Source organism: Brachybacterium aquaticum, assembly GCF_014204755.1.
In the GTDB taxonomy this organism is placed as follows: domain Bacteria; phylum Actinomycetota; class Actinomycetes; order Actinomycetales; family Dermabacteraceae; genus Brachybacterium; species Brachybacterium aquaticum.
In genome coordinates, this window is the sequence record NZ_JACHLZ010000001.1 from 2,080,662 (window position 1) to 2,105,816 (window position 25,155).

Annotated in this window: 23 protein-coding genes; 6 read left to right on the forward strand and 17 right to left on the reverse strand. The window is 71.8% G+C overall.

What is annotated here, in order from left to right; genetic code table 11:
- The first annotated feature begins 81 nt into the window (after window positions 1-81).
- The 4 genes from HNR70_RS09310 (at window position 82) to HNR70_RS09325 (ending at window position 3,402) form a co-directional block, all read left to right on the forward strand.
- Entirely contained in the window at window positions 82-864 is a 783-nt protein-coding gene (locus tag HNR70_RS09310; RefSeq protein WP_281383212.1) for an amino acid ABC transporter ATP-binding protein, read from the forward strand.
- A gap of 63 nt (window positions 865-927) precedes the next feature.
- Window positions 928-1,818: a glutamate ABC transporter substrate-binding protein gene (locus HNR70_RS09315; RefSeq protein ID WP_184325407.1), complete on the forward strand. Its 891-nt coding sequence runs from the start codon at window positions 928-930 to the stop codon at window positions 1,816-1,818.
- A gap of 67 nt (window positions 1,819-1,885) precedes the next feature.
- Window positions 1,886-2,533: an amino acid ABC transporter permease gene (locus HNR70_RS09320; protein ID WP_184325408.1), complete on the forward strand. Its 648-nt coding sequence runs from the start codon at window positions 1,886-1,888 to the stop codon at window positions 2,531-2,533.
- Window positions 2,530-3,402: an amino acid ABC transporter permease gene (locus HNR70_RS09325; RefSeq protein ID WP_184325409.1), complete on the forward strand. Its 873-nt coding sequence runs from the start codon at window positions 2,530-2,532 to the stop codon at window positions 3,400-3,402. The genes HNR70_RS09320 and HNR70_RS09325 overlap by 4 nt, the downstream gene beginning before the upstream one ends.
- Window positions 3,403-3,477: 75 nt before the next feature.
- Here HNR70_RS09325 and HNR70_RS09330 read toward each other — a convergent pair whose 3' ends face one another.
- From HNR70_RS09330 to HNR70_RS09380, 11 genes are all read right to left on the reverse strand, one after another.
- The gene (locus HNR70_RS09330) at window positions 3,478-4,215 is read right to left on the reverse strand and encodes a regulatory protein RecX (protein WP_184325410.1); all 738 of its coding nucleotides are present in this window, start codon (window positions 4,213-4,215) and stop codon (window positions 3,478-3,480) included.
- Window positions 4,216-4,217: 2 nt separating this feature from the next.
- Entirely contained in the window at window positions 4,218-5,312 is a 1,095-nt protein-coding gene (gene recA, locus HNR70_RS09335) for a recombinase RecA (protein ID WP_184325411.1), read from the reverse strand.
- A 316-nt stretch (window positions 5,313-5,628) separates the two neighbouring features.
- Entirely contained in the window at window positions 5,629-5,853 is a 225-nt protein-coding gene (locus tag HNR70_RS09340; protein ID WP_184325412.1) for a DUF3046 domain-containing protein, read from the reverse strand.
- Window position 5,854: 1 nt separating this feature from the next.
- Window positions 5,855-6,160, reverse strand: a complete 306-nt coding sequence (locus HNR70_RS09345; protein WP_184325413.1) for a helix-turn-helix domain-containing protein — start codon at window positions 6,158-6,160, stop codon at window positions 5,855-5,857.
- Between the two features lie 209 nt (window positions 6,161-6,369).
- Entirely contained in the window at window positions 6,370-6,945 is a 576-nt protein-coding gene (locus HNR70_RS09350) for a CinA family protein (RefSeq protein WP_184325414.1), read from the reverse strand.
- Window positions 6,942-7,541 carry a CDP-diacylglycerol--glycerol-3-phosphate 3-phosphatidyltransferase gene (gene pgsA / locus HNR70_RS09355; RefSeq protein WP_184325415.1) on the reverse strand — a complete coding sequence of 200 codons (600 nt, stop codon included), beginning with the start codon at window positions 7,539-7,541 and terminating at the stop codon, window positions 6,942-6,944. The genes HNR70_RS09350 and pgsA overlap by 4 nt, the downstream gene beginning before the upstream one ends.
- A 60-nt stretch (window positions 7,542-7,601) precedes the next feature.
- Entirely contained in the window at window positions 7,602-10,562 is a 2,961-nt protein-coding gene (locus tag HNR70_RS09360) for an FtsK/SpoIIIE family DNA translocase (RefSeq protein WP_221421118.1), read from the reverse strand.
- Between the two features lie 174 nt (window positions 10,563-10,736).
- The gene (locus tag HNR70_RS09365; RefSeq protein ID WP_184325416.1) at window positions 10,737-12,431 is read right to left on the reverse strand and encodes a ribonuclease J; all 1,695 of its coding nucleotides are present in this window, start codon (window positions 12,429-12,431) and stop codon (window positions 10,737-10,739) included.
- A gap of 29 nt (window positions 12,432-12,460) precedes the next feature.
- On the reverse strand, window positions 12,461-13,369 hold the full coding sequence (dapA, locus tag HNR70_RS09370; protein WP_184325417.1) for a 4-hydroxy-tetrahydrodipicolinate synthase: 909 nt from the start codon (window positions 13,367-13,369) through the stop codon (window positions 12,461-12,463).
- Between the two features lie 55 nt (window positions 13,370-13,424).
- On the reverse strand, window positions 13,425-16,184 hold the full coding sequence (gene asnB, locus HNR70_RS09375; RefSeq protein ID WP_184325418.1) for an asparagine synthase (glutamine-hydrolyzing): 2,760 nt from the start codon (window positions 16,182-16,184) through the stop codon (window positions 13,425-13,427).
- 198 nt (window positions 16,185-16,382) lie between these two features.
- Entirely contained in the window at window positions 16,383-17,102 is a 720-nt protein-coding gene (locus HNR70_RS09380) for an HAD family hydrolase (RefSeq protein ID WP_184325419.1), read from the reverse strand.
- A 75-nt stretch (window positions 17,103-17,177) separates the two neighbouring features.
- On the opposite strand from HNR70_RS09380, the gene HNR70_RS09385 reads away from it, so the two are divergent.
- Both HNR70_RS09385 and HNR70_RS09390 read left to right on the forward strand, forming a co-directional pair.
- On the forward strand, window positions 17,178-17,981 hold the full coding sequence (locus tag HNR70_RS09385; RefSeq protein ID WP_184325420.1) for an AzlC family ABC transporter permease: 804 nt from the start codon (window positions 17,178-17,180) through the stop codon (window positions 17,979-17,981).
- Window positions 17,978-18,292 (forward strand): AzlD domain-containing protein, encoded by a 315-nt coding sequence (locus HNR70_RS09390; protein WP_184325421.1) that lies wholly within the window; start codon window positions 17,978-17,980, stop codon window positions 18,290-18,292. The genes HNR70_RS09385 and HNR70_RS09390 overlap by 4 nt, the downstream gene beginning before the upstream one ends.
- 108 nt (window positions 18,293-18,400) lie before the next feature.
- Here the strand turns inward: HNR70_RS09390 and HNR70_RS09395 are convergent, their stop codons facing one another.
- The 6 genes from HNR70_RS09395 to HNR70_RS09420 form a co-directional block, all read right to left on the reverse strand.
- Window positions 18,401-18,835, reverse strand: a complete 435-nt coding sequence (locus HNR70_RS09395) for a hypothetical protein (RefSeq protein ID WP_184325422.1) — start codon at window positions 18,833-18,835, stop codon at window positions 18,401-18,403.
- A gap of 10 nt (window positions 18,836-18,845) precedes the next feature.
- The gene (gene dapB / locus HNR70_RS09400; RefSeq protein WP_184325423.1) at window positions 18,846-19,634 is read right to left on the reverse strand and encodes a 4-hydroxy-tetrahydrodipicolinate reductase; all 789 of its coding nucleotides are present in this window, start codon (window positions 19,632-19,634) and stop codon (window positions 18,846-18,848) included.
- Between the two features lie 38 nt (window positions 19,635-19,672).
- Complete coding sequence (locus HNR70_RS09405; RefSeq protein WP_184325424.1) at window positions 19,673-21,004, reverse strand: M16 family metallopeptidase; 1,332 nt, start codon at window positions 21,002-21,004, stop codon at window positions 19,673-19,675.
- Window positions 21,005-21,195: 191 nt separating this feature from the next.
- Window positions 21,196-23,466: a polyribonucleotide nucleotidyltransferase gene (locus tag HNR70_RS09410; protein WP_184325425.1), complete on the reverse strand. Its 2,271-nt coding sequence runs from the start codon at window positions 23,464-23,466 to the stop codon at window positions 21,196-21,198.
- Between the two features lie 208 nt (window positions 23,467-23,674).
- A complete protein-coding gene (gene rpsO, locus HNR70_RS09415; RefSeq protein ID WP_184325426.1) occupies window positions 23,675-23,944 on the reverse strand; it encodes a 30S ribosomal protein S15 in 270 nt (89 codons plus the stop codon).
- A 163-nt stretch (window positions 23,945-24,107) separates the two neighbouring features.
- Window positions 24,108-25,124, reverse strand: a complete 1,017-nt coding sequence (locus tag HNR70_RS09420) for a bifunctional riboflavin kinase/FAD synthetase (protein ID WP_184325427.1) — start codon at window positions 25,122-25,124, stop codon at window positions 24,108-24,110.
- Between the last annotated feature and the right edge of the window lie 31 nt (window positions 25,125-25,155).

Here is a 25,155-nt window from a genome sequence, read left to right on the forward strand (position 1 = left end):
GACCGGGCGGCAAGGTCACAACAGAGTGACAGCACCTCCCGCAGGGGTGGAATGCCGGCGCTCCTGGCCTAGGTTGCCGGTATGACCTCCATTACACCGGACCCCGCGGGGCCCCGGGCCTCGACGACGCGGCCCCTGGTCCAGCTCTCCGGCGTCCAGAAGCACTTCGGCGATCTGCACGTCCTGAAGGACATCGACCTCGAGGTCGCCCCCGGCGAGGTGGTCGTGGTGCTGGGCCCCTCCGGCTCCGGCAAGTCCACGCTCTGCCGCACGATCAACCGCCTGGAGACCATCGACGAGGGCGAGATCCGCATCGACGGCACGGTGCTGCCCACCTCCGGCAAGGGACTGGCGAAGCTGCGCTCCGAGGTGGGGATGGTCTTCCAGTCCTTCAACCTCTTCGCCCACAAGACGGTGCTGCAGAACGTCACCGTCGCCCCCATCAAGGTCAAGGGCGTCCCGCGCAAGCAGGCCGAGGCCGAGGGGATGGAGCTGCTGGAGCGGGTGGGCGTCGCCGACCAGGCCGACAAGCTGCCCGCGCAGCTCTCCGGCGGCCAGCAGCAGCGCGTCGCGATCGCCCGCTCCCTCGCCATGAAGCCCAAGGTGATGCTCTTCGACGAGCCCACCTCCGCCCTCGACCCCGAGATGATCAGCGAGGTCATCGAGGTGATGACGGGGCTGGCCAAGTCGGGCATGACGATGATCGTGGTCACCCACGAGATGGGCTTCGCCCGCCGCACCGCCGATCGGGTGGTGTTCATGGACTCCGGGCGCATCGTCGAGGTGCGTCCGCCCGAGGAGTTCTTCTCCTCCCCCGAGTCGGACCGCGCCAAGGACTTCCTCGGCAAGATCCTCCACCACTGAGCCCCATCGACCGCTGAGCCCTGTCCTCCCACCGACCCCGACCAGCACCTCCAGGAGAACACCATGAGCAAGCCCCTGAACCGCCGCCTCTTCCTCACCGGCACCGTCGGCACCGCCGCCGCTCTCACCCTCGCCGCCTGCGGGGGCGGGGACAGCAGCGACGAGCCCGAGGTCGCCGAGGTCGACACCGCCGACTTCCCCGAGGGCTCGACCATGGCGCGCCTGGCCGACGCCGGCGCCATCACCATCGGCACCAAGTTCGACCAGCCGCTGTTCGGGCAGGCCGGGCCCGACGGCGACCCCGTCGGCTTCGACGTCGAGATCGGCAAGATCATCGCCGGCGCGCTCGGCATCGAGGCGGGCAGCATCACCTGGACCGAGACCGTCTCGGCGAACCGCGAGCCCTTCATCGAGAACGGCCAGGTCGACATCGTCGTGGCGACCTACACCATCAACGACACCCGCAAGGAGGTCGTCGACTTCGCCGGGCCGTACTACGTGGCCGGCCAGGCGCTGATGGTGCTGGCGGACAACGAGGACATCACCGGCGAGGACTCCCTGGCCGGCAAGAAGGTCGCTTCCGTCGAGGGCTCCACCCCGGCCCAGTACATCCTGGACAACCACCCCGACTCGGAACTGGTCACCTTCGACACCTACTCCAACTGCGTCACCGCCCTGATCAACGGCCAGGTCGACGTGGTCACCACCGACAACGTCATCCTCGCGGGCTTCGTGGAGTCCGATCCGGACAACCTCAAGCTCGTCAACGACGGCGAGACCTTCACCGAGGAGCCCTACGGCATCGGTCTGGCCCTCGGCGACGACGACTTCCGCACCTTCATCAACGACACGCTGCAGGCCGCGTACGACGACGGCGCCTGGGCCTCGGCGTGGGAGTCGACCGCGGGCGTCGTGCTGCCCACCCCGGAGCCGCCGGCCATCGACCGGTACTGACCTCCCTTTCCCCCTCCCCCGTCGGGCCGGCTCCCCAGCCGGCCCGACGACCCAGCCAGGAGCCGCCATGGAGACCTTCGTCATCGAGCACCAGATGCTCTGGCGCGCCTTCAGCACCACACTGTCCCTCGCCGCGGTCTCCGGCGTGCTCGCCCTGCTGATCGGCACGTTCATCGCCGCGCTGCGCGTCTCCCCGTACCGGCCGCTGCGCCTGGTCGCCACCGCGTACACGGAGTTCCTGCGCAACACCCCGCTGACGATCGTGTTCTTCTTCTTCGTGTTCGTCACCCCCTCGATCGGCTTCTCCTTCGACTACCGCACCGCCGCGACGATCGCGCTGAGCTGCTACACCTCCGCGTTCGTCGCCGAGGCGGTGCGCTCGGGCATCAACTCCGTCGCCGTCGGGCAGGCGGAGGCGGCGCGGTCGCTGGGGATGTCCTTCCGCCAGAACCTCTCGATCGTGGTCCTCCCCCAGGCGTTCCGCACCTCGATCCCGCCGCTGATCAGCGTGCTCATCGCGCTGGTGAAGAACACCTCGGTCGCCGGCGCCTTCGGCGTGTTCGAGCTGTTCGCCATGTCCCGGCGCCTGACCAACGTGTACTCCGCGGACGTCATCGCGATCCTGCTCGGGGTGGCGCTGTTCTACCTCGTCATCTGCATCCCGCTCGGCCAGATCGCCGGTCGCCTCGAACGGAAGGTGGCGTTCGCCCGATGAGCAGCTCCAGCGGACCCGTCCTCTACGACGTCGCCGGCCCCGAGGAGAAGGCGCGCGAGCGCCGCATCTCGGTGATCCTGGCGCTCGTGCTCGTCGCGCTCGGCGGCGGCCTGATCTACCTCCTTGCCCGCAACGGTGCCTTCAACGACCGCTGGCTGGTGCTGGTGGACGTGCCCACGAACTTCGCCGGCTACGAGACCCGCCACGTCTGGCAGGCCGTGTTCCGGGGACTGACCAACACGCTGATCGCCGCCGCGATCTCGCTGCCGCTCGCGGCGCTTCTGGCGCTGGTGCTGGTGTCGCTGCGCCCCTCCCCCATCGCCCCGGTGCGCTGGGCGGTCGTTGCGATCACCGAGTTCTTCCGCGGACTGCCGGTGGTGCTGGTGATGTTCTTCGGGATCCTCGTTCTGCCGGGGGCGACGCAGCTGATCGCCGTGGTGTTCGGACTGACGCTGTACAACGCGGCGGTGTTCGCGGAGATCCTCCGCGCCGGCATCGCGGCCCTCCCCAAGGGGCAGACGGAGGCGGCCGAGTCACTCGGCATGGGCCGATTCCTCACCTACCGCGACATCCAGCTGCCTCAGGCGGTGCGGATGATGATGCCCTCGCTCATCGCGCAGGGCGTGGTGCTGGTCAAGGACTCCTCGCTCGGCTACATCGTCGGCTATGCGGAGCTGCTGCGCAGCGTGAGCCGTGTCGCCGATGCTCTGACCAACGCGCAGTACCTGCTGCCGCTGCTGACGGTGGGCGCGGCGGTGTACATCGCGCTGAACATCTCGCTGTCGCGCCTGGCCGTGTTCGTCCAGCGTCGCAGTTCCTTCGCCCGCAAGGCACCCACCCGGGTGGTGGGCACCCCGCCGATCCCCTGAGCGGGACCGGCGCGGCTGGCCTCGAAGGAGCTCCTCTCGTCGGGGCTCCCCTCATCGGAGCTCCTTCGCCGGAACTCAGGCGGCGGGCTCCTCGGCGGCGGCGCGGAGCTCGCCGGAGATGACGTGGACGGCGAGGTCGCCGGGATAGCCCTTGCGGGTCAGCAGCGCGTCCAGGCGCCGGGAGAGCTTCCTGCGGTGGGCGCCGTCCCTCTCCTCGCGCAGCCGCGCCCGGTCCCGCTCGTCCAAGCGCGAGCGGACCAGCTCACGGCAGCGCTGCTCCTCGTCGTCCTCCCCTGCGCGCAGCGCCTCCTCGATGAGGTCCGACGCGACGCGGCGGTCCTCGAGCTCGCGGCGCAGCGCCTCGTCGCCGAGGGCGCGCAGGGCGCGGCGCTGCTGGACCCAGTCCCGGGCGAAGGCGGCGTCGTCGATCAGCCCGGCGCGGTCGATGCGGGCGATGACCTCGTGGGCGACGGCGCCGGGCACCTCCCGCTGGGCGAGGCGACGGCGCATCTCCCCCTCGGAGCGGCGGCGGGTGGCCAGCAGCCGCATGAGATAGCGGCACTCGTGGACGACGGCCTTCTCATGGGACGCGTCCTCCTCGGTGGGCTTCGGCCGCGGGGCGTCGAGGATCTCGCGGGTGCGCCGCTCGAGGCGCTCGCGGACCCGCGCGGACGGGGAGGTGCCGGCCGATGGGGCGGCGCCGGCCGACGGGGCGGTGTGCCCGGCCGACGGGGCCTGTGTGCGGGCGGGGACGGCGGCGGCGCCGGCGACCGGGTGGTCGTCGGCGCCGCGCTCGGGGTGCTGCCGGGCCATCGTCAGATGGTGGCGGGGACGTCCTCGTCGAAGAACTCGTCCTCGCCGAGCGCCTCCTCGGCCTCGGGCGCCGCCTGCTCGGCGGCGTACTTGCCCACGCCGAGGGTGCGCAGGATCTTCTCCTCGATCTCGGCGGCGAGGTCGGGGTTGTCCTTGAGGAACTGGCGGGAGTTCTCCTTGCCCTGGCCCAGCTGGTCGCCCTCGTAGGTGAACCAGGCGCCGGACTTGCGGACCACGCCGTGCTCGACGCCGAGGTCGATCAGCCCGCCCTCGCGGGAGATGCCCTCGCCGTAGAGGATGTCGAACTCGGCCTGCTTGAAGGGCGGGGCCATCTTGTTCTTGACGACCTTGACGCGGGTGCGGTTGCCCACCGCGTCGGAGCCGGACTTGAGGGTCTCGATGCGGCGGATGTCCATGCGCACGGAGGCGTAGAACTTCAGCGCCTTGCCGCCGGTGGTGGTCTCGGGGCTGCCGAAGAACACGCCGATCTTCTCGCGCAGCTGGTTGATGAAGATGGCGGTGGTGCCGGAGTTGGACAGGGCACCGGTGAGCTTGCGCAGCGCCTGGGACATGAGGCGGGCCTGGAGGCCGACGTGGGAGTCGCCCATCTCGCCCTCGATCTCGGCCTTGGGCACCAGCGCCGCGACGGAGTCGACGACCACGATGTCCAGCGCGCCGGAGCGGATCAGCATGTCGGTGATCTCGAGCGCCTGCTCGCCGGTGTCCGGCTGGGAGACCAGCAGGGCGTCGGTGTCCACGCCGAGCTTCTTGGCGTATTCGGGGTCCAGCGCGTGCTCGGCGTCGATGAACGCGGCGATGCCGCCGTTGCGCTGCGCGTTGGCGACCGCGTGGAGGGCGACGGTGGTCTTGCCGGAGGACTCCGGGCCGTAGATCTCCACGATGCGGCCGCGGGGCAGGCCGCCGATGCCGAGCGCGGCGTCCAGCGCGACGGAGCCGGTGGGGATGACCTCGACGGGCGGGCGCGTATCGTCGCCGAGCCGCATGATCGAGCCCTTGCCGAACTGGCGGTCGATCTGCGCGAGGGCGTTGTCGAGGGAGGATCCGCGATCCTTCGGGGCGGACTTCGGTGCAGGCATGGGGTGTTCCTTCCAGAGGGCCGGGAGTGCCGACGTGGTGACCGTGCGGCCACAGTAGGCGCGGGCCCCGACATTTCTCGCCGTCCCGCATCCCCTGTGGATGACAGAGCGCTGTGGAGGAGAGGTGCTGAGGCGGGCGCGGTGCCCGGGCGGACCGACAGGGAACAGAATACCGAACAGACGTTCGAACACAAGTCTGTGCGCGGCGTGTCGCGCACGGCGGTCTCCGGGCGGATCACGCGCGGCTATCTACGGACGGATCACGCACGGCGTCCGGGCGGCCGGCGAGCAGCAGGTGGATCGGCTCTCCGAGGGGTCAGCGGCGTCGCTGCTCCAGCGGGATCTCCCAGCGCTGGGTCTCGGGCACGTCCATCTGGTCGCACAGTGCGGTCCACACCGCACGCACAGCGACCCCGCGCTCGAGGGCGTCGGCGGCGGTCAGGCCGCCCACCTCCTCGAGCACGAGGTCGTGGGTATAGGTGCGGGCCAGGGCCGGACCGAAGACGTGCTCGGCCAGCTCCGTGAACTCGCTGCGGCGCACCTCAGCGGGCGCCGACCAGGGGCGCCGGCTCGTCGGCCAGACCCTCCGGCACGGTGTCCGGGATCGTCACGCGCTCGTGGACCGCGATGCGGTCGGACACCTCGCGCAGAACGAAGGACAGCGGGAGGCCGAGCGCGTCGGTCACCGAGACCAGCAGCTCGCTGGAGGCCTCCTTCTGGCCGCGCTCGATCTCGCTGAGGTAGCCCAGCGACACGCGGGCGTCGGAGGACACCTGTCGCAGGGTGCGGCCCTGGGCGCGGCGTGCATCGCGCAGCACGTCCCCCAGCTCCTGACGGAACAGGATCATGGACCTGCCTCCCTTCCTCTGACTCTGGATGAACTGGTCATGCACCTCTGCGGTGCGGTACGTCGTCGTCATCACGAAGAGGTCAACGCGCGGTCCCGCGAGAGTGTTCCCCAGAGTGTAGTGGCCCACTCCCGAGGATTCGCTGGAGGTGTGCACGGTGGGACGGTGGGGAGGAGAGGACGCCCTTGCGGGGACCCCGCCGGGTGCGGTCAGGCCTCGTGCCCGTCGGCCGGGTCCTCGACGAGCAGACCCTCGGCGAGGAGGGCGAGGGCGGCGCGGACGCTCGCGGCGCGGATCTCGGCCCTCGTGCCGCGCAGGTGCAGCTCCTGGGTGCGGGTCTCCGCGCCGCGGCGCGCGAGACCGAGGAAGACGGTGCCCTCGGGGGTGCCGCGCTCGTCGGGGCCGGGGCCGGCGACGCCCGTGGTGGAGACGGCGAGGTCCGCGTCGTAGAGGCGCTGGGCTCCCTCGGCCATGGCGGCGGCGACCTCGGCGGTCACGGCGCCGGTGCGCGCGAGCAGGTCCGCGTCGACGCCGAGCACACGGGACTTCGCGGCATAGGAGTAGGTGGCCGCTCCCCCGGCGATCACGGCGCTCGCGCCGGGCACGTCGACCAGTCGCGCGACCACGGCGCCGGCGGTCAGCGACTCGGCGGTGGCGAGCCAGAGGCCCTGTCGGCGGGCGGCGGCGATCACCTCGGCGGGCTCGACGCCCGCGCCGGTGACCGCCGGAGCCGGCGCGGCCGCGGAAGCCCCGTCGGCCGCGGGAGCCGCGTCGGCGGTGCTCATGCCGGTCCGGCGCCCTCGGCGAGGGCCTCGCGGCGCAGGCGCAGGCCGTCCTTGAGGTTCACCAGGCCCGACCAGACGGTGAGAATCACGGCCAGCAGCACCAGGGCCAAGCCGATCCAGCGCGCCGGGGACCACCACAGCTCGAAGGGCAGCAGGCAGAAGGTGATCGCGATGGACTGGACCATGGTCTTGGCCTTGCCGGCCATGTTCGCCGGCAGCGCCCCGTACTTCAGGATCGTGAAGCGCATGATCGTGATGCCGAACTCGCGCACCAGGATGAGGATGGTCATCCACCACGGCACGTACTCCCACACCGAGAGCATGACCAGCGCCGCCCCGGTCATCGCCTTGTCGGCGATGGGGTCCATGATCTTGCCGAAGTCGGTGATGAGGTTGCGGCTGCGGGCCAGGTGCCCGTCCACGAAGTCGGTGATCATGGCGATCACGAACACCGCCGCGATGAGGATCCGGCCGCCCACCGTGTCCGGGTACAGGATCGCGAGCACCACCAGCAGCGGCACCATCGCGCAGCGCACCATGGTGAGGATGTTGGCGATGTTCCACAGCGGGACCTCGGCCTTGGGCGAAGCGGTCATCGGTGCTCCTCGATGCGTGTGGGGCGGGTGTAGGGGCGGGGCGGGCGAGGGACGGGACGCTCAGCGGCCGGTGAGGGACCAGGCGTCCTCGCTGTCCTCGTCCTCCTCGTCGTAGTAGTCCACGGCGGGCTCGGAGCCGTCGTCGGCCAGCGGGTCGGAGGCGTAGCGGTCCTCGCCGCCGTCCGCGGAGACCCGCTCGACCGGCTCCTCCTCGAGGTCGACCGCCTGGTCGGCGCCGTAGGGCTCCTCGCCCTCGCCTGCCGGCGGCTCCTCGCCGCGGATGCGGGCGATGGCGGTGCCGAGGTCGTCGGGGTGGACGAGCACGTCGCGGGCCTTGGACCCCTCGGAGGGGCCCACGATCTCGCGGGACTCGAGCAGGTCCATGAGGCGACCGGCCTTGGCGAAGCCGACGCGGAGCTTGCGCTGCAGCATGGAGGTGGAGCCGAACTGGGTGGTGACCACCAACTCCGCCGCCTGCAGCAGCACCTCGAGATCGTCGCCGATGTCGTCGTCGATCTGCTTCTTCTCCGCGACGACAGCGACATCCTCGCGGTAGTTGGGCTTCATCTGGGTCTTGACGTGGTCGACGACCTTGTGGATCTCCGACTCGTTGACCCAGGCGCCCTGGACGCGCATGGGCTTGGCCTTGCCCATCGGATGGAACAGGGCGTCGCCCTGGCCGATCAGCTTCTCCGCGCCGGGGGTGTCGAGGATGACGCGGGAGTCCTGCAGCGACGAGGTCGCGAAGGCGAGACGGCTGGGGACGTTGGCCTTGATGATGCCGGTGACCACGTCGACCGACGGGCGCTGGGTCGCCAGGATCAGGTGGATGCCGGCGGCGCGGGCCAGCTGGGTGATGCGCTGGATCGACGCCTCGACGTCGCGCGGGGCGACCATCATCAGGTCCGCGAGCTCGTCGACCACGACCAGCAGGTACGGGTAGGGGGCCAGGCGCCGCTCGCTGCCGGGCGGGACCTGCACCTCCCCCGCGCGCACGGCCTTGTTGAAGTCGTCGATGTGCTTGTACCCGAAGGCGGCGAGGTCGTCGTAGCGGGCGTCCATCTCCTTGACGACCCACTCGAGCGCCTCGGCGGCCTTCTTGGGGTTGGTGATGATCGGGGTGATCAGGTGCGGGATGCCCTCGTAGATCGTGAGCTCCACGCGCTTGGGGTCCACGAGCACCATCCGCACCTCCTCGGGGGTGGCGCGCATGAGGATCGAGGTGATCATCGAGTTCACGAAGCTGGACTTGCCGGCGCCGGTGGCGCCCGCGACCAGCAGGTGCGGCATCTTGGCGAGGTTCGCGACGACGTACCCGCCCTCGACGTCCTTGCCCACGCCCATCACCATCGGGTGCTCGTTGCGGCGGGCGACGGGGCTACGCAGCACGTCGCCGAGCGCGACGGTCTCGCGGTCGGTGTTGGGGATCTCGATGCCGATGGCCTTCTTGCCGGGGATCGGCGAGAGGATGCGCACGTCGGCGCTGGCCACGGCGTAGGAGATGTTCTTGTCCAGGGCCGTGACCTTCTCGACCTTGGTGCCCGGGGCGAGCTCGACCTCGTAGCGGGTGACCGTCGGGCCGCGGGAGAAGCCGACGACCTCGGCGTTGACGTTGAACTGCTCGAAGACCTCGCCGAGCGCGGCGACGACCTGGTCGTTGGTCTCGGAGCGGGTCTTGTGGGGCGGGCCCTCCAGCAGGAAGGACGAGTCCGGCAGGGTGTAGACCACGTCGCCCGCGAGCTCGAGCTGCTCGCCGGCACGGGGCAGGTCGCCCATCGGCGGCGGGATCAGCTCGGCCTTCTCGGCGGGCCTCTCGTCCTCAGCCGCTGCTGCTGCTGCGGGCACGGGCTTGGGCTTCTTCACCGGCATCGCGGCGGTCGCGCCGTCGCGGGCGCCCTTGGCGGGCAGAGGGGTGGTGGGCGCGGGAGCGCCGTCACCGGACGGAAAGGACTTGGCGCGGTGGTTCTCGTCCTCGACGACGTCGAAGACCTCGGTGGAGTCCGCGGGAACGCCGCGACGGGGACCGGTGCGGCGCGAACGGCCCTCCCCCTTGGCTGCCTTGGCGCCCTTTCCGCCCTTGCCGCCCCGCGTATCCTCCTCGGCGACACCCTGCTCGAAGGCCTCGTCGCCGGCGTAGCCGAACGCCTCGTGGTCGCGCTCGGCGGCCTCCGCAGCCTCGGCCTCCGCCTTCTCCTTGCGGGTGCGGCGGCGCGGGCGGGCAGTCTGGGCCTCGGTGGCCTGCTCGTGCACGGCCGGGTCGACGCGGCGGGGGCGCAGGCCGAAGGCGACGCGCTCCTCGTCCTCCTCCTCGCTGCGGCCCACCATCACGTCGTACACGCCGCGCAGGCGCGAGGGGATCGACTCGACCGGCGTGGCGGTGAGGACGAGGATCCCGAAGGCGATGAGCAGGGAGTGAATGACGATCACGGCGACCGGGGGCAGCAGCGCCTCCAGCGGTGCGGCGGCGAGGTAGCCGAGCACGCCGCCGCCGCGGGCGAGGGCGTCGATCCCGTCGGCCGGGGCGGGCAGGCGCGCGGCGACGGACGCGATCGCGGAGATCGCGGTGAGCAGGAGGGCGATGCCGATCGCGATGCGGGAGTTGGCGCGCACCTGGTCGGGTCGGCGGAACATGCGCAGCGACCAGCCGGCGGCCAGCAGCGGGATCACCATGGAGGAGATCCCGAAGGTGCCGGCGACCACGGTGTGCACGGCGCCGAGCACGGGACCGGCGGCCTGCCACCACTCGACCACGGCGACCAGCACCGCGATGAGCATCAGGAACAGGGAGTAGCCGTCACGGCGCTGCTCGGGCGCGACCTCCCAGCGCTGCACCCCGATCGAGCGGACCATTCCGCCGACCATCCGGGCGATCGCGAGATAGCCGGAGCGCACTGCGCGCACCGGCAGAGGGAGCGTCGAGGGATCGTTCGCCGCGGCACCCTGGGTCCGGGAGGTGCCGGAGGCCGAGGTGCGGGACGAGCCTTTCGACGCACGTGCGGGGGAAGACGTACGTGTCGCCATGGTCCCGATCGTACCGTCCGGGCCCCTCCGGGCCCGGGAGGCGGGGGCCGGGATCCGCCGGGCGGGCGCAGATCACGTCCCCTCCCCCGTCGGCCGACGGGGCCCGCGGGGCGCGCGGCTACGCGGGGGCAGACGGCTCCGCGAGGCAGCTCAGGGGGCGGTTCAGGGGGCGGTTCAGGCCTCGACGACGACGGGGATGATTATCGGCTTGCGGCGCAGGCGCTGGGAGACGTAGCGGCCGACGACCCGGCGCATGACCTGCTGGAGCTGGTAGGTGTCGCGGCGGTTGGACTGGTCGGCGACGGCCTGCTCGAGGGCCTTGATGATGTCGGGCTTGATCCGGTCGAACACGGCCTCGTCCTCGGCGACGCCGCGGGCGTGGATCTCGGGCCCGGCGATGAGGGCGCCGGTCTCGGAGTTCACGACCGCGAACAGGGAGATGAAGCCCTCGTCGCCGAGGATGCGACGGTCCTTGAGGTCGGCCTCGGAGATCTCTCCGACGCTCGAGCCGTCCACGTACACGTAGCCGTTGGGGACCTCGCCGACGGTGCGGGCCACCCCGTCCTTGAGGTCCACGACGTGGCCGTCCTTCGCCAGCACGATCCGCTCGCGGGGCACGCCGGTGCGCTCGGCGATGCGGCCGTTGGCGATGAGGTGGCGCACCTCGCCGTGGATCGGCATGACGTTCCTGGGCCGGACGATGTTGTAGCAGTACAGAAGCTCGCCCTCGCTGGCGTGGCCGGAGGTGTGCACCTTGGCGCTGCCCTTGTGGACCACCTCGGCGCCGAGCGCCATCAGCCCGTTGACCACCCGGAACACGGCGTTCTCGTTGCCGGGGATGAGGGAGGAGGCGAGGATGACGACGTCGCCGGGGCGTACGCTGACGCGGTGGTCGCGGTTGGCGATCCGGCCCAGCGCCGCCATCGGTTCGCCCTGGCTGCCGGTGCACATGAGGACCACCTGCTCGTCGGGCAGGTCGTCGATGCGCTTGACGTCCACGAGGGTGTTCTCGGGGACGGCGAGGTAGCCCATGTCCGCGGCGATGCCCATGTTGCGCACCATCGAACGGCCCACGAATGCGACCTTGCGGCCGTGCTTGGCGGCGGCGTCGAGGACCTGCTGGACGCGGTGGACGTGGCTGGAGAAGGAGGCGACGACGATCTTCTGGCGGGCGCGGGCGAAGATCCCATCCAGGGTGGGGCCGATCTCGCGCTCGGCGAGGGTGAAGCCGGGGACCTCCGCGTTGGTCGAGTCGGTCATGAACAGGTCCACGCCGGCCTCGCCGAGGCGGGCGAAGGCGCGCAGGTCCGTGATCCGGCCGTCCAGCGGCAGCTGGTCCATCTTGAAGTCGCCGGTGTGCAGGATCGTGCCGGCCGGGGTGGACACATGCACTGCGAGCGCGTCGGGGATGGAGTGGTTCACGGCCACGAACTCGCAGTCGAAGGGGCCGAGGCTCTCCGTCTGCCCCTCGGCGACGGCGAGGGTGAAGGGGGTGATGCGGTGCTCGCGCAGCTTCGCCTCGATGAAGGCGAGGGTGAGCTGGCTGCCCACCAGGGGGATGTCGGGCTTGAGGCGCAGCAGGTAGGGCACCGCGCCGATGTGGTCCTCGTGGCCGTGGGTGAGCACGATCGCGGCGACGTCGTCGAGCCGGTCGGCGATGACGTCGAAGTCCGGCAGGATCAGGTCGACGCCCGGCTGGGTCTCCTCGGGGAAGAGCACGCCGCAGTCGATGATCAGCAGCCGGCCCCCGTACTCGAGGACGGTCATGTTGCGGCCGACGTCCCCGAGCCCGCCCAGCGGGATGATCCGCATCGCGCCCTCGTCGAGGGCGGGCGGCTCGGGGAGTCGGTCGGTGAACGCTGCGGTCATGCCGTGCCTCCGGGGCGGTGCGGGACGGGTCAGAGCAGCCCGGCGGCGTCCAGGGCGGCGGACAGCTCGCGCTGCTGCTCGGCGTCCGCGGCGACGAGCGGGCCGCGCACGGTCGCGTTCGGGAGCACGCCCTGCAGGTGCAGGGCGGTCTTGGCGGCGACCGCGCCGGGGATGCGGGTCATGATCGCCTCGACCAGCGGGATCAGGCGGCGGTGGGCGTCCAGCGCCGCGGCGACGCCGGAGCGGTCCATCGCCTCGACCATCGCGCGCTCGAGGTCGCCGGCGACCTGGCCGACCACGGAGACCATGCCGGCCGCGCCGATGGACAGCCAGGGCAGGTTCAGCGCGTCCTCGCCGGAGTAGTAGACGAGGTCGGAGCGCTCCATGACGACCGCGGCCTGCTGGAGGTCGGCCTTGGCGTCCTTCACGGCGAGGATCCGCTCGTGCTCGCCCAGGCGCAGCAGGGTGTCGGTCTCGAGCGCCGTGCCGGTGCGGCCGGGGATGTCGTACAGCATGATCGGCAGGTCCGTGGCGTCGGCGATCGCCTCGGTGTGGGCGATGACGCCGGCCTGGCCGGGCTTGGAGTAGTAGGGGGTGACGACCAGCAGGCCGTCGAGTCCCAGGTCCGCATGGGCGCGGGCCAGCTCGACCGAGTGGGCGGTGTCGTAGGACCCCACCCCGGCGAGGACCGAGACCTCGGGGCCGACGGCCTCGCGGACCGCCCGGGCGAGGTCGACCTTCTCCTGGTCGGAGAGGGTCGGCGACTCGCCGGTGGTGCCGGAGACGACGATCATGTCGTTGCCGTGGGCGACCACGTGGGCGGCCAGAGCCTGGGCGGCGTCGAGGTCCACCCCGAGTCCGTCCGCGGTCAGCGGGGTCACCATCGCGGTCCCCACCGCGCCGAAGGGTCGCGCGGTGCGCGGATCGGTGCCGGTCATGGTCTCCTCCCGAGAAAGTCCTGTAGCCCGGAGCCTAGTCCAGCCGGGCGCGTCGTCACCGCGAGGACGCGGTGCCGAGATCCACGAGGATCGCCAGCGGCGTGCGCTGACGGCCCTGACCCAGCGGATTGTCCGCGAAGGTCGCCTCGAGGACGTCGTTCGAGGTCGCGACGTCGGAGCCGAGGACGTTGCGGCCGATGTCGTTGGCGTCCATCACCACGGTGCCCACGAAGCTCTTCTTCAGCGCGTCGGGGATGTCCGCGGCGCGGATCGCGGCGGAGATCTGCGCGGAGACCTGGTCCGGATCCTTCGGCGGCAGCTTCGCGGAGACGTTGGACGGGAACGCCGAGTACGGGGTGGGGCCGTCGATGGCGCGCACGTTCGCGCCGACGACCTCGTAGAACAGTCCGCGCTTGCCGACCACCTTTCCGGCGGCGCCCACGGCGGAGGCCGCGACCACGCGGGGCAGGCCGACCTCGCGGATCGCCAGCTCCATGGTGGTGGGGTCGCCGAGGCCGATGCCGGCGGGGGTGCGGCTGACGAAGCGGCTGAGCACCTTGGCGGAGCGTCGGGGCTTGATCTCCCAGGTGAACCAGGAGCGGTTCTGGGAGATCGCGATGATCTTCTCGCTGATCACGAAGTACCAGGGCGCACCGTCCGGGACCACGTCGGCGGGCAGGGAGGAGGCGAAGGCCTCGACCCGCTCGCGCGCGATCCGCACGATGTCGTCGCCGCGGGCGACCAGCGCGGTCTGCAGCGGCAGGCGGCGCCAGCTGTGGCCGTCGGCCTCGGAGACGAGGTCGAGCTGCTTGTCGGGGTTGGCGACGTAATCGCTCTTGGGCACGACCTCCTCCTCGACCGCGGGCGCGGAGGCGAGGGCGGCCGGGGCCGGAGCGGCCGCGAGGGCGGCCTCGTCGGCCGAGCCGCCGAGCGCGCGGGTCGCGCCCTCGGCGTCGTCGAAGAAGGTCCGCATCCACAGCTCGACGTTCAGCAGGCGCCAGAACATGAGCGTGCCGTGGTTCTCGGGGTGGGCGATGTAGTCGTCGAACAGCGCCAGCACGCTGGGGGCGTCGAAGTAGGGGCGCGAGGCGAAGGACTGCGAGGCGAAGATGTCGCGCAGCTGCGGGGCGATCGAGCGGAACCACTCCCCCTCGGGGGTGGTGAAGCCGATCTTGTTTCGGCGCTTGGAGATCATGTCGGGCAGGATCCCGTCCATGGCCTCGCGCAGGATGCGCTTGTTCCAGCCGTCGTGGATGATCGCGGACTCGTCCAGGGAGAACAGGAACTTCAGCAGCTCCTTGTCCACGAACGGCACGCGCCCCTCGATGCTGAAGCGCATCGTGTTCTTGTCCTCGTAGCGCAGCAGCGAGGGCAGCGAGGCGCGGAAGGTGTCCTCGATCAGCCGCTCCTTGAGGTCGTCCTGGACGCTGGTGACCTTCTCGCCGCTGTGCTCGGCGACGAAGCCGGAGTTCAGCAGCGCCTCGATCGGCACGGAGGTGCGGCCGGAGAACTTGGTCCTCGCGAGCTTGCGCAGGATGTCTCTCGAGCCGACCATCTCGCTCGCGAGCTCCTTGAACCGCTTCTGGCGGCGCAGCTGGCGCAGGTAGACGTAGAAGTAGGGGTTGTAGCCGGCCATCATCTCGTCGGCGCCCTGGCCGTCCAGCAGCACGGTGACGTGCTGGCTGGCCACGCGCATGACCGCGTACTGGGCGTACGGGCCGGTGGAGATGATCGGCTCCTCCTGGGTGCGCACGAAGTCGTGCAGGTCCTCGAGGAAGGCGCCGGGCTTGGGGGTGATCTTGTGCGGGGTGACCTGCCCCTGGTAGTCCTCCAGCAGCGCGTCCACGTACCGCTCCTCGTCGTTGGAGGAGTTGGGGAACACGGCCGAGAAGGTGTTCTGGCGGCTGCCGACGGCGCTGAAGCCCTCGTCGCCGGGCTGCTCGCGCAGCTGGCGGGCGATGACGGCGGCGACGGCGGAGGAGTCCAGACCGCCGGAGAGCGAGGTGCCGACGGGGACCTCGGACTGCAGGCGCAGCCGCACCGACTCCTGGAAGCGCTCGCGGTACTCGTCCACAACCTTCTCGTCGTAGGGGCGGGAGGGGCGGGCGGCGATCTCGCGCAGCTCCTCCTTCAGGCGGGTGAAGGAGGAGACGTCGGTGCCGTCGGGGCGGATCTCGAGGATCTCGCCGGACATCAGGCGGTTCACGCCCGCGAAGAAGGTGCGGGAGTCGTCGTCCTGGACGCGGAACTTCAGGTAGCGGTAGACCGCGCGGTCGTCCGGCGCGGCCTCGAAGACCTTCGCCGCCAGCAGCGAGCGGATCTCGGAGCCGAAGACGATGCGCGGGGCGGCGCCGGCCTCGGTCGCGGGGTCGATCCAGTAGTACAACGGCTTGATGCCGAAGTGGTCGCGCGCCAGGGTGATCGTGCCGGTGGTGGCGTCGTGGATCGCGAAGGCGAACATGCCGTTGAAGCGGTCGTAGGCGGCGGTGCCCCACTCGGCGTGGGCCTCCAGCAGCACCTCGGTGTCCGAGTCGGTGCGGAAGACGTGCCCGAGCTCCTCGAGCTCGGCGCGCAGCGCGAGGTAGTTGTAGGTCTCGCCGTTGTACACGATGGTGTAGCGGCCGTCCGCGGTGGTCATCGGCTGGGCGCCGTGCTCGCGGCCGATGATGGCGAGGCGGCGGTGGGCGAGTCCGGTCTCGCCGTCGACGAAGAGGCCTTCGCCGTCGGGGCCGCGATGGGCCAGCGCGCTGCTCATCCGGCGGGCGATGCCCTCGGTGTCAGCGCCGAATCCGTAGGTGCCGGCGATTCCGCACATGGGACGAGTCCTTTCGAGGATGACGGCTGCGCTCCGCGGTCCGGGCGCTCGTCGTCGGGTTCCGGGACGCCTGGAGGGCGTCCGCTTCTCGAGTGTCGGGGCGGACCGGTCGGGCCGCCCGAGCCTATCAACGGGGCCGCGCCCGACGGGTGAGGCGCGGCGGTGGGATCAGTGGGTCGGGAGCTGGGCGCGGAGCGCTCAGCTGCCGCGTCGGGACAGGAGCAGGTCCTCGCCCTGGACGTGGACCTCCAGGTCGTCGAGCGAGGTGACCAGGGCGTCCGCGAGCGGGGACAGCTCCCCGGCCGGGGTGGTGCTGGTCACGGCGACGGTGCGGGCACCGGCTGCGGTGCCGGAGCGCAGCCCGCCGACGGAGTCCTCGATGACGACGGTCCGGCCGGGCTCGACGCCCAGGCGCTCGGCGCCGAGGAGGTACGGCTCGGGGTCGGGCTTGCCGCGGGTGACCTGGTCGGCCGTGACCAGGTGCGCGGGGACGGCGAGGCCGGTGCGGGCCCAGCGGGCCTCGAACAGGGGCCGGGTGCAGGAGGTGACGATCGTCCAGGTGGGACGGCCGACCTGCTCGGCGGCGGCGTCCAGCTCGGCGAGGAGGCGCTCGGTGCCGGGCAGCACGACGATCCCCTCGACGTCGCTGCTCTCGAGCTCCTCGATGCGGGAGTGGGCGTCGGCGAGCTCCTGCTCGGTGAGCTCCGGCAGGACCTCGGTGAGGACCTGGCGCGCGGGCTTGCCGTGCTGGGCGTGGCCGAAGGTGAGGTCGGCGCCGAGCTCGCGGAAGAGCTGGTTCCAGGACCGCTCGACGGCGGGGCCGGAGTCGATGAGGGTGCCGTCCATGTCCAGCAGCAGTGCGCCGGTGGTCAGCGGCAGCGACTGCTCGTCGTGGGTGGTGCCCGTGGGAGAGGTCATGCGCCCCAGGATGGCACAACGGCACGTGGGCGTCCCGGCGTCGTCGCCGCAGGTGATCGTAGAGTGTCGAGCATCATGACCACGGCATCGACGACGCCCGCCGACGGCGCGGGCTCCCCCGCGGGCGGCGCTGGAGGCTCCGCGACAGGCTCCTCGACGGATGCCCTGCGCAGGATCCGCCGCACGGGCTTCTCGATCGGGCTGGCCACGGGGCTGTACGGCATCAGCTTCGGCGCACTGGCGACCGCCTCGGGACTGGACGTGTGGCAGGCGGTGGTGCTCTCGGCGGTGATGTTCACCGGCGGCAGCCAGTTCGCCTTCATCGGGGTGCTCGGCGGGGGCGGCTCCGCGCTCGGTGCGGCGCTCGCCTCCCTCCTGCTGGGGATCCGCAACACCCTGTACGGCCTGATCCTCGCCCCGTCCCTGCCGCGCGGCGGGGTGAAGGGCGTCGCCCGCGCGCAGCTGACGATCGATGAGTCCGCGGCGCTGGCCGCCTCGGGCACCACGGTCGAGGAGAAGCGGGCCGGGTTCTGGTCCGCCGGGGTGTGGGTGTACGTCTTCTGGAACCTGTTCACCCTGGTGGGCGCCTTCGCGGGGCAGTACATCGCCGACCCGTCGGCCTGGGGGCTCGACGCGGCGGCCGCCGGTGCGTTCCTCGCGCTGCTGTGGCCGCGACTGCGCACCGGGGACGCGGTGGCGATCGCGGTCGCCGCGGCGTTCGTGGCGCTGGTGACCACGCCGGTGCTGCCCGCGGGCCTGCCGGTACTCGCCGCCTCGCTGGTCGCGGTGGTCGCGGGACTGCTCCCCCACCGTCAGGGCCTGGCGAGCACGGGAGAGAGGTCGGCGGAGCGGCCGGAGGACGAGGAGGGGACCCGATGAGCCTGCTGTGGATCGCGGTGATCGCCGCGTCGGTGCTGAGCTTCGTGCAGAAGTGGATCGGCTACCAGGCCCCGCAGGATGTGCTGGAGGGTCCGCGGATCTCGCGGATCACGACGCTGCTGCCGATCGCACTCCTCGGCGCGCTGGTGGCGACCCAGACCGCGGTGAGCGGCGCCGAGATCGTGCTGGATGCGCGCCTGGCCGGGCTCGCCGCCGGGGTGGTGCTGCTGCTCCTGCGCGCCCCGTTCCTCGCGGTGGTGGTCGGGGCCGCCGTGGTCGCCGCGGCGCTGCGCGCCCTCGGCTGGGCCTGACGGCTCGCCGTCAGCTCGCCGGCGGAGCGGCCGACGGGGCGGGCGCTGCGGCCCGGCCCCGTCGGCCCCGGCTCAGCCGCGGACTTTGGCGGTGGCGGTGACGGGGACTCAGCCTCGGGCGGCGGCGGTGCGCTTGGACGCCTCGATCGCGCGGCGGGTCGACAGCCGGGCGTTCCTGCGATCGCGCATCGCGTCGTAGGCCAGCGCCAGGCGGAACCATGCCCGCCAGTCGTCCTGCACCCCGTCGGCCGCGGTCTCCCCCTCCAGCGCCTCCCGCGCCGCCTCGAACTCGGCGGCCGGATCCTCGGCGATCGCGTCGGCAGGGGGCTCGTAGCGGGAAGCGAGATCGCCCGAGGCGAGGCCGAAGAGCACCTCGCGCCAGGTGACCCACACGGTCAGCGCCAGCAGCAGCACGATGCCGAGGGCGAGGCCCCAGCCGACTGCTCCGCCGACCCTCACGAAGCCCCAAGCGATCCAGCCCAGGCCCCAGGCATAGGCGGCGGTGATCAGCAGCAGCGCTGCGACGAGCAGCTTCTGGCGCATCCGGGCGGCCTCAGCCGAGGTCCATGTAGCCGTCCAGCCCCACGGTGAGGCCGGGGTGGGCGGCAACCTCGCGCACGCCCAGCAGCACGCCGGGCATGAAGCTGACGCGGTCGAAGGAGTCGTGGCGCAGCACGAACTGCTCCCCCACCCCGCCGAACTGGACGACCTCGTGGGCGACCAGGCCCTGCTGGCGCACGGCGTGGACGTGGATGCCGTCGACGACCGCGCCGCGGGCGCCGTCGGGGTCCTTCTCGGTGGCGTCCGGGACGGGGCCGAGACCGGCGGCGGCGCGGCCGCGGGCGATCGCGGCGGCGGTGTGGCGCGCGGTGCCGGAGGGGGCGTCGAGCTTGTTCGGGTGGTGCATCTCGATGATCTCGGCGCTGTCGTAGTAGCGGGCCGCGACCTCAGCGAAGCGCATGGCGAGCACGGCGCCGATGGCGAAGTTCGGCGCGATGAGCACGCCGATCCCGTCGGCCGCGGCGAGCTGCTCGCGCAGCGCGCCGAGGGTCTCCTCGGTCCAGCCCGTGGTGCCGACCACGGCGTGGATGCCGTGCTCGACCAGCCAGCGAACGTTCTCGGCGGTGGCGGAGGGGACCGTGAGGTCGATGGCGATCTCGGCGCCGGCCTCGGTCACCGCGGTCAGGTCGTCGCCGCGGCCCAGCGCCGCGACGAGCTCGAGGTCGGGGGCCTCCTCCACGGCGGTGCAGGCGGCGGAGCCCATGCGGCCGCGAGCGCCGAGCACGGCGACGCGCAGCGGCTCCTCGGGGGTGGCGGTGCGGGGTGCGGGCTGCGGGGTCATGGGGTGCTCCTCGGGGACGGGATGGATGGCGGGCGGGATCAGGACTCCGGGCCGACCTCGACCCGGGTGCTGTAGGAGCGGGCGAGGCGCGCGGCGAGCTCGCGCACGGCGGGGACGTCGACCTCGCCGATGCGGGCGAGGGTCTCGTCCACGCTCGTGTAGCGGCCGTGGACCAGCTCGATCGTGCCGAGCCGCCCCATGCGGGAGCTGGTGTCCTCGAGCCCGAGCGCGAAGGAGCCGGTGATCTGTCCCTTCGCGCGGGCGAGCTCGAGCTCGTCGATGCCCTCGGCGCCCATGCGCTCGAGCTCCGCGGCGAGCAGCCCGACGACCTGGCCGGTGCGGCCGGGACGGCACGCGGCGTACATGCCGAACAGTCCCGCGTCGCGGTAGCCGGCGCTGAAGGAGTACACCGAGTAGGCAAGACCCCGCTGCTCGCGCACGGACTGGAACAGGCGCGAGGACATGCCGCCGCCGAGCACGCTCATGAGGATCGACAGGGCGTGACGGTCCTCGCTGAGGGCGGTGAGGCCGAGACCGCCGAGGTAGATGTGGTTCTGCTCGGTGGGGCGGGTGAGGCGGCGCGGGGCGAGGGCGGCGACGTCGCCGGAGGTGCGCGCGGCGCCGGCGAGGCCCTCAAGGCGGGTGGGGCGGCGCGGCAGGGCACCGTCCTCGAGGGTCCAGCCGCCGCGGCGCAGGCCCGCGAGCAGCAGACCGGCGAGCTCGTCGTGGTCGATGTCACCCACGGCCGTGACCACGAGGTTGTCCGGGCGATAGTGCTCGGCGTAGTGGGCGCGCACGTCCTCGATGTCGAGCGCGGAGACGGTCTCCGCCGTGCCCCCGACGGGCCGGCCGAGCGCCGTCTCGGGGCCGAGCACGTCGGCGAGGAAGGTCTCGTAGCCGACGTCGTTGGGGTCGTCCTCGGCCATGGCGAGCTCCTCGAGGATGACCTCGCGCTCGGTGGCCAGGGCGTCGCCCTCCAGGACGCTGGCGGTGATCATGTCGGTCAAGACGTCCACGGCCATGGGGACGTCGGCGGAGCGGACCCGCCCGTAGTAGAGGGTGTGCTCCTTGGCGGTGACGGCGTTGGAGTCGCCGCCCACCTCGTCGAAGGCGGTGGCGATGTCCATCGCGCTGCGGCGCCGGGTGCCCTTGAACAGAAGGTGCTCGAGGACGTGGGTGGAGCCGGCGTGGGCGGGGGCCTCGTCGCGGGAGCCGACCGGGAGCCACAGGCCGATGCTGGCGCTGCGCACGCTGCGGTCGGTCTGGGTCAGCAGGCGCACGCCGCCGGGCAGGATGCTGCGGCGCACCCCGGTGGCGGCGTCGAGCACCACGTCCGAGGCAGGGTCGTCGTACAGGAGGTCAGAAGGCATCGATCGATTGTTCCACGAGGCGGGTGGGAGGGAGCCGAGCCGTTCGTCACGGCCGACGGGGCGCCGGCGCGGCCCGGGTCGGCGGGCCGACATGCGCGGAGGGGAGGCGCCCGGTCATGGGCACCTCCCCTCCAGCGGTCGTCGACCGGGGCCGACGGGTGGATCGCCCGGGGGCGATCACACCGCGAGGATCACTCGGCGGTGGTCTCCTCGGAGGCGACCGACTCGGCGGACTCGGTCGACTCGCCGTTCTCGGCCTCGTCCTCGATCACGGCGAGGGAGATCTTGCCGCGGGCGTCGATCTCGCGGATCTCCACCTCGATCTTCTGACCGACCTTGGCGACGTCCTCGACGTTGTCCACCCGCTTGCCGCCGTTGAGCTTGCGCAGCTGGGTGACGTGGAGCAGGCCGTCCTTGCCCGGGGTGAGGGACACGAAGGCGCCGAAGTCCACCACGCGCACCACGGTGCCGAGGTAGCGCTCGCCGACCTCGGGGACCATCGGGTTGGCGATGGCGTTGACCGCGGAGCGGGCCGCCTCGGCCGAGGGTCCGTCGGTCGCGCCGATGTAGACGGTGCCGTCGTCCTCGATGGTGATGTCCGCGCCGGTGTCGTCCTGGATCTGGTTGATCATCTGGCCCTTCGGGCCGATGACCGCGCCGATCTTGTCCACCGGGATGGTGACCGCGAGGACGCGCGGGGCGTGCGGGCTCATCTCGTCGGGGGCGTCGATGGCCTCCTCGAGCACCGCGAGGATCGCCAGGCGCGCCTCGTGGGCCTGGGACAGCGCACCGGCCAGCACGGAGGCGGGCAGGCCGTCGAGCTTGGTGTCCAGCTGGATGGCGGTGACGAACTCGGAGGTGCCGGCGACCTTGAAGTCCATGTCGCCGAAGGCGTCCTCGGCGCCGAGGATGTCGGTCAGCGCCGCGTAGCGCTGCTCGCCGTCGATCTCGCCGGAGATCAGACCCATGGCGATGCCGGCGACCGGGGCGCGCAGCGGCACACCGGCGTTCAGCAGCGACAGGGTCGAGGCGCAGACCGAGCCCATCGAGGTGGAGCCGTTGGAGCCCAGCGCCTCGGAGACCTGACGGATCGCGTAGGGGAACTCCTCGCGGCTGGGCAGGACCGGCACGATGGCGCGCTCGGCGAGCATGCCGTGGCCGATCTCGCGGCGCTTCGGGGAGCCGACGCGACCGGTCTCGCCGGTGGAGTACGGCGGGAAGTTGTAGTGGTGGATGTAGCGCTTGCGATCGACCGGCCCGAGAGAGTCGATCTGCTGCTCCATCTTGAGCATGTTCAGCGTGGAGACGCCCAGGATCTGGGTCTCGCCGCGCTGGAACAGGGCGGAGCCGTGCACGCGCGGGAGCACCTCGACCTCGGCGGAGAGCGCACGGATGTCGCGCAGGCCGCGGCCGTCGATGCGGATGCCGTCGGTGAGGACCTTGCGGCGCACGACCTGCTTGGTCAGCGAGCGGAACGCACCGGTGACCTCCTTCTCGCGGCCCTCGAGCTCCTTGCCCTCACCGGCCAGCTCGGCGGTGACCTCGGCCAGCAGCTGCTCGGTGCGCTCCTCGCGCTCCTGCTTCGCGGCGATGGACATGACCTCGGCGAGGCGCTCGGTGGCGGCGCCCTCGACCACGGCGTAGGCGTCGTCCTGGTAGTCCAGGAACAGCGGGAACTCGCGCACCGGCTTGGCGGCCTTGGCGGCCAGCTCCTGCTGGGCCACGCACAGGCTGCGGATGAAGACCTTCGCGGCCTCGAGGCCCTCGGCCACGACGGCCTCGGTCGGGGCGATGGCGCCCTGGTCCTTGATGAGGGTCCAGGCGTTGTCGGTGGCCTCGGCCTCGACCATCATGATCGCGACGTCGTCGCCGACGATGCGGCCCGCGACGACCATGGAGAACACGGCCTCGTCGAGCTGGGTGAAGGTCGGGAAGGCGACCCACTGGCCGCCGCCCTGCGCGTCGGGCATGAGGGCGATGCGCACGCCGCCGATCGGGCCGGAGAAGGGCAGGCCCGAGATCTGGGTGGAGGCGGAGGCGCCGTTGATGCCGACGACGTCGTAGGCGTCGTCGGGGTTGCAGGCCATGACGGTCAGGACGACCTGGACCTCGTTGCGCAGACCCTTGACGAAGGCGGGGCGCAACGGGCGGTCGGTGAGGCGGGCGGCCAGGATGGCGTCGGTGCCGGGGCGGCCCTCACGACGGAAGAACGAGCCGGGGATGCGGCCCGCGGCGTACATCCGCTCCTCGACGTCGATGGTGAGGGGGAAGAAGTCGAACTGGTCCTTGGGCTTGTTCGACACGGCGGTCGCCGAGAACACCATGGTGTCGTCGTCGAGGTAGACGGACACGGCGCCGGCGGCCTGCTGGGCGAGGCGGCCGGTCTCGAAGCGGACCTCGCGGCGCCCGTAGGAGCCGTTGTCGATGACGGCGGTGGTGGCGGTGATGTCAGGGCCTTCCATGGCCATGGGGGATCTCCTTGTATCGGGGGTGCCCCTCCGGCGCGGCCTTCGTCACTCACCCGCGGCGGTCAGGCTGAGCCGGGGCTTCCGGATCGCCTGGTCCGCAGGTCACTGCCGAGGACCGAACCTGGTCGGGGCGGGGTCTGGTCCGCCGACGGGCGGACACACGACACCGCCGCCCGCCCGAGGGGCGAGCGGCGGCGGTGGATCACCGGCGAATGCCGAGGCGCTTGATCAGCGCACGGTAACGCTCGATGTCGACTTCCTGGAGGTACTTCAGGAGGCGCTTGCGCTGACCGACCAGCAGCATCAGACCGCGGCGCGAGTGGTGGTCGTGCTTGTGGGTCTTGAGGTGCTCGGTCAGGTAGGTGATGCGGTGGGTGAGCAGCGCGATCTGGACCTCGGGCGAACCGGTGTCGCCCTCGCCGGTCGCGTACTCCGAGATGATCGCCTGCTTGGTGGCGGTATCGAAGGCCATACTGGTTCTCCTCAGGTCGTTGCGCGGCGCGCCGGGACCTTCTGTCCCGGGCTCTTCCGATGAGCGGGCCCCGGACATGCAGCACCCCGAACGATGTGTGAGGGATGCGATGCATGGGGGCGGAGCGCTCTCCGCGGCCGATATGACGGCACCCGGCAGGATATCAGCCGGCCGCCCCCGACCGGGAGCGCTCGTCGGCGAGAGTGCGGCGGGTCACCTCGACGTCCTCGCGCATCTGTGCGACCAGCGCGTCGATGGAGTCGAACTTCAGGGTGGGGCGCTGGAAGTCCACGAACTCCAGGCGCAGGGTGTCGCCGTAGAGGTCGTGGTCGTGGGCGCCGAGCACATAGGCCTCGACGGTGCGCTGCGGCGCGCCGTGGGCCTCGAAGGTGGGGTTCGTGCCGATGGAGATCGTGGCGGGCGCGCCCGTCAGCGGCTCCGTGCCCTCGTGGGCGGGAATCTGGGCGGTCACGGTGGCGTAGCCCGCGTAGACCCCGTCGGCCGGGATGAGGCCCTGCGGGGCCGGGCCGAGGTTCGCGGTGGGGAAGCCCAGCTCCCTCCCTCGCTGGAAGCCGTGATGGACCACGTCGGTGACGGTGTGGAGGCGGCCGAGCGCCTCGTTCGCGGCGCGCACGTCGCCGGCGAGCAGGTCGCGACGGATGCCGGAGGAGGACAGGCGCCCGGTGCCGGCGCCCTCGGGCCCGAGGTCGTCGACGGTGACGACCTCGAAGCCGTACCGCTCCCCCAGCTCCCGCATGGTGTCGATGGTGCCGGCGTTCGCGCGGCCGAACAGGGCGTCCTCCCCGAGGACCACGCACTTGGCGCCGAGTCCCTCGACCAGGAAGACCCGCACGAAGTCCTCCGGGGAGTACTGGGCGAAGTCGAGGGTGAAGGCGAGGTCCAGCACGCCGTGCATCCCGGCGAGCAGCAGCAGGCGGTCGCGGTCCTCGTGACCGGTGAGCAGCGGGGTCGCCGACGGATCGCCCATGACGTGGCGGGGGTGGGGCCAGAAGGTGAGGGCGACGGGCTCGAGGCCGCGCACCTCGGCGTGGTGGCGCAGCTGGTCCAGCACGTAGCGGTGGCCGCGGTGGACGCCGTCGTAGTTGCCGATCGAGACCGCGGTCGGGCCGAGCGCGGCGGGCACCTCCTCGACGGAGTGCCAGATGGGCGGGCGGGTCACGACGCGGTCAGGTCCTTCCGGTGCCGGGGAG

Excerpts from the sequence above, each read along its gene's own strand:
- HNR70_RS09310 (WP_281383212.1), top strand. The coding sequence starts at position 82 with ATGACCTCCATTACACCGGACCCCGCGGGGCCCCGGGCCTCGACGACG.
- HNR70_RS09315 (WP_184325407.1), top strand. The coding sequence starts at position 928 with ATGAGCAAGCCCCTGAACCGCCGCCTCTTCCTCACCGGCACCGTCGGC.
- HNR70_RS09320 (WP_184325408.1), top strand. The coding sequence starts at position 1,886 with ATGGAGACCTTCGTCATCGAGCACCAGATGCTCTGGCGCGCCTTCAGC.
- HNR70_RS09325 (WP_184325409.1), top strand. The coding sequence starts at position 2,530 with ATGAGCAGCTCCAGCGGACCCGTCCTCTACGACGTCGCCGGCCCCGAG.
- HNR70_RS09330 (WP_184325410.1), bottom strand. The coding sequence starts at position 4,215 with ATGGCCCGGCAGCACCCCGAGCGCGGCGCCGACGACCACCCGGTCGCC.
- recA (WP_184325411.1), bottom strand. The coding sequence starts at position 5,312 with ATGCCTGCACCGAAGTCCGCCCCGAAGGATCGCGGATCCTCCCTCGAC.
- HNR70_RS09345 (WP_184325413.1), bottom strand. The coding sequence starts at position 6,160 with ATGATCCTGTTCCGTCAGGAGCTGGGGGACGTGCTGCGCGATGCACGC.
- HNR70_RS09350 (WP_184325414.1), bottom strand. The coding sequence starts at position 6,945 with ATGAGCACCGCCGACGCGGCTCCCGCGGCCGACGGGGCTTCCGCGGCC.
- pgsA (WP_184325415.1), bottom strand. The coding sequence starts at position 7,541 with ATGACCGCTTCGCCCAAGGCCGAGGTCCCGCTGTGGAACATCGCCAAC.
- HNR70_RS09360 (WP_221421118.1), bottom strand. The coding sequence starts at position 10,562 with ATGGCGACACGTACGTCTTCCCCCGCACGTGCGTCGAAAGGCTCGTCC.
- HNR70_RS09365 (WP_184325416.1), bottom strand. The coding sequence starts at position 12,431 with ATGACCGCAGCGTTCACCGACCGACTCCCCGAGCCGCCCGCCCTCGAC.
- dapA (WP_184325417.1), bottom strand. The coding sequence starts at position 13,369 with ATGACCGGCACCGATCCGCGCACCGCGCGACCCTTCGGCGCGGTGGGG.
- asnB (WP_184325418.1), bottom strand. The coding sequence starts at position 16,184 with ATGTGCGGAATCGCCGGCACCTACGGATTCGGCGCTGACACCGAGGGC.
- HNR70_RS09380 (WP_184325419.1), bottom strand. The coding sequence starts at position 17,102 with ATGACCTCTCCCACGGGCACCACCCACGACGAGCAGTCGCTGCCGCTG.
- HNR70_RS09385 (WP_184325420.1), top strand. The coding sequence starts at position 17,178 with ATGACCACGGCATCGACGACGCCCGCCGACGGCGCGGGCTCCCCCGCG.
- HNR70_RS09390 (WP_184325421.1), top strand. The coding sequence starts at position 17,978 with ATGAGCCTGCTGTGGATCGCGGTGATCGCCGCGTCGGTGCTGAGCTTC.
- HNR70_RS09395 (WP_184325422.1), bottom strand. The coding sequence starts at position 18,835 with ATGCGCCAGAAGCTGCTCGTCGCAGCGCTGCTGCTGATCACCGCCGCC.
- dapB (WP_184325423.1), bottom strand. The coding sequence starts at position 19,634 with ATGACCCCGCAGCCCGCACCCCGCACCGCCACCCCCGAGGAGCCGCTG.
- HNR70_RS09405 (WP_184325424.1), bottom strand. The coding sequence starts at position 21,004 with ATGCCTTCTGACCTCCTGTACGACGACCCTGCCTCGGACGTGGTGCTC.
- HNR70_RS09410 (WP_184325425.1), bottom strand. The coding sequence starts at position 23,466 with ATGGAAGGCCCTGACATCACCGCCACCACCGCCGTCATCGACAACGGC.
- rpsO (WP_184325426.1), bottom strand. The coding sequence starts at position 23,944 with ATGGCCTTCGATACCGCCACCAAGCAGGCGATCATCTCGGAGTACGCG.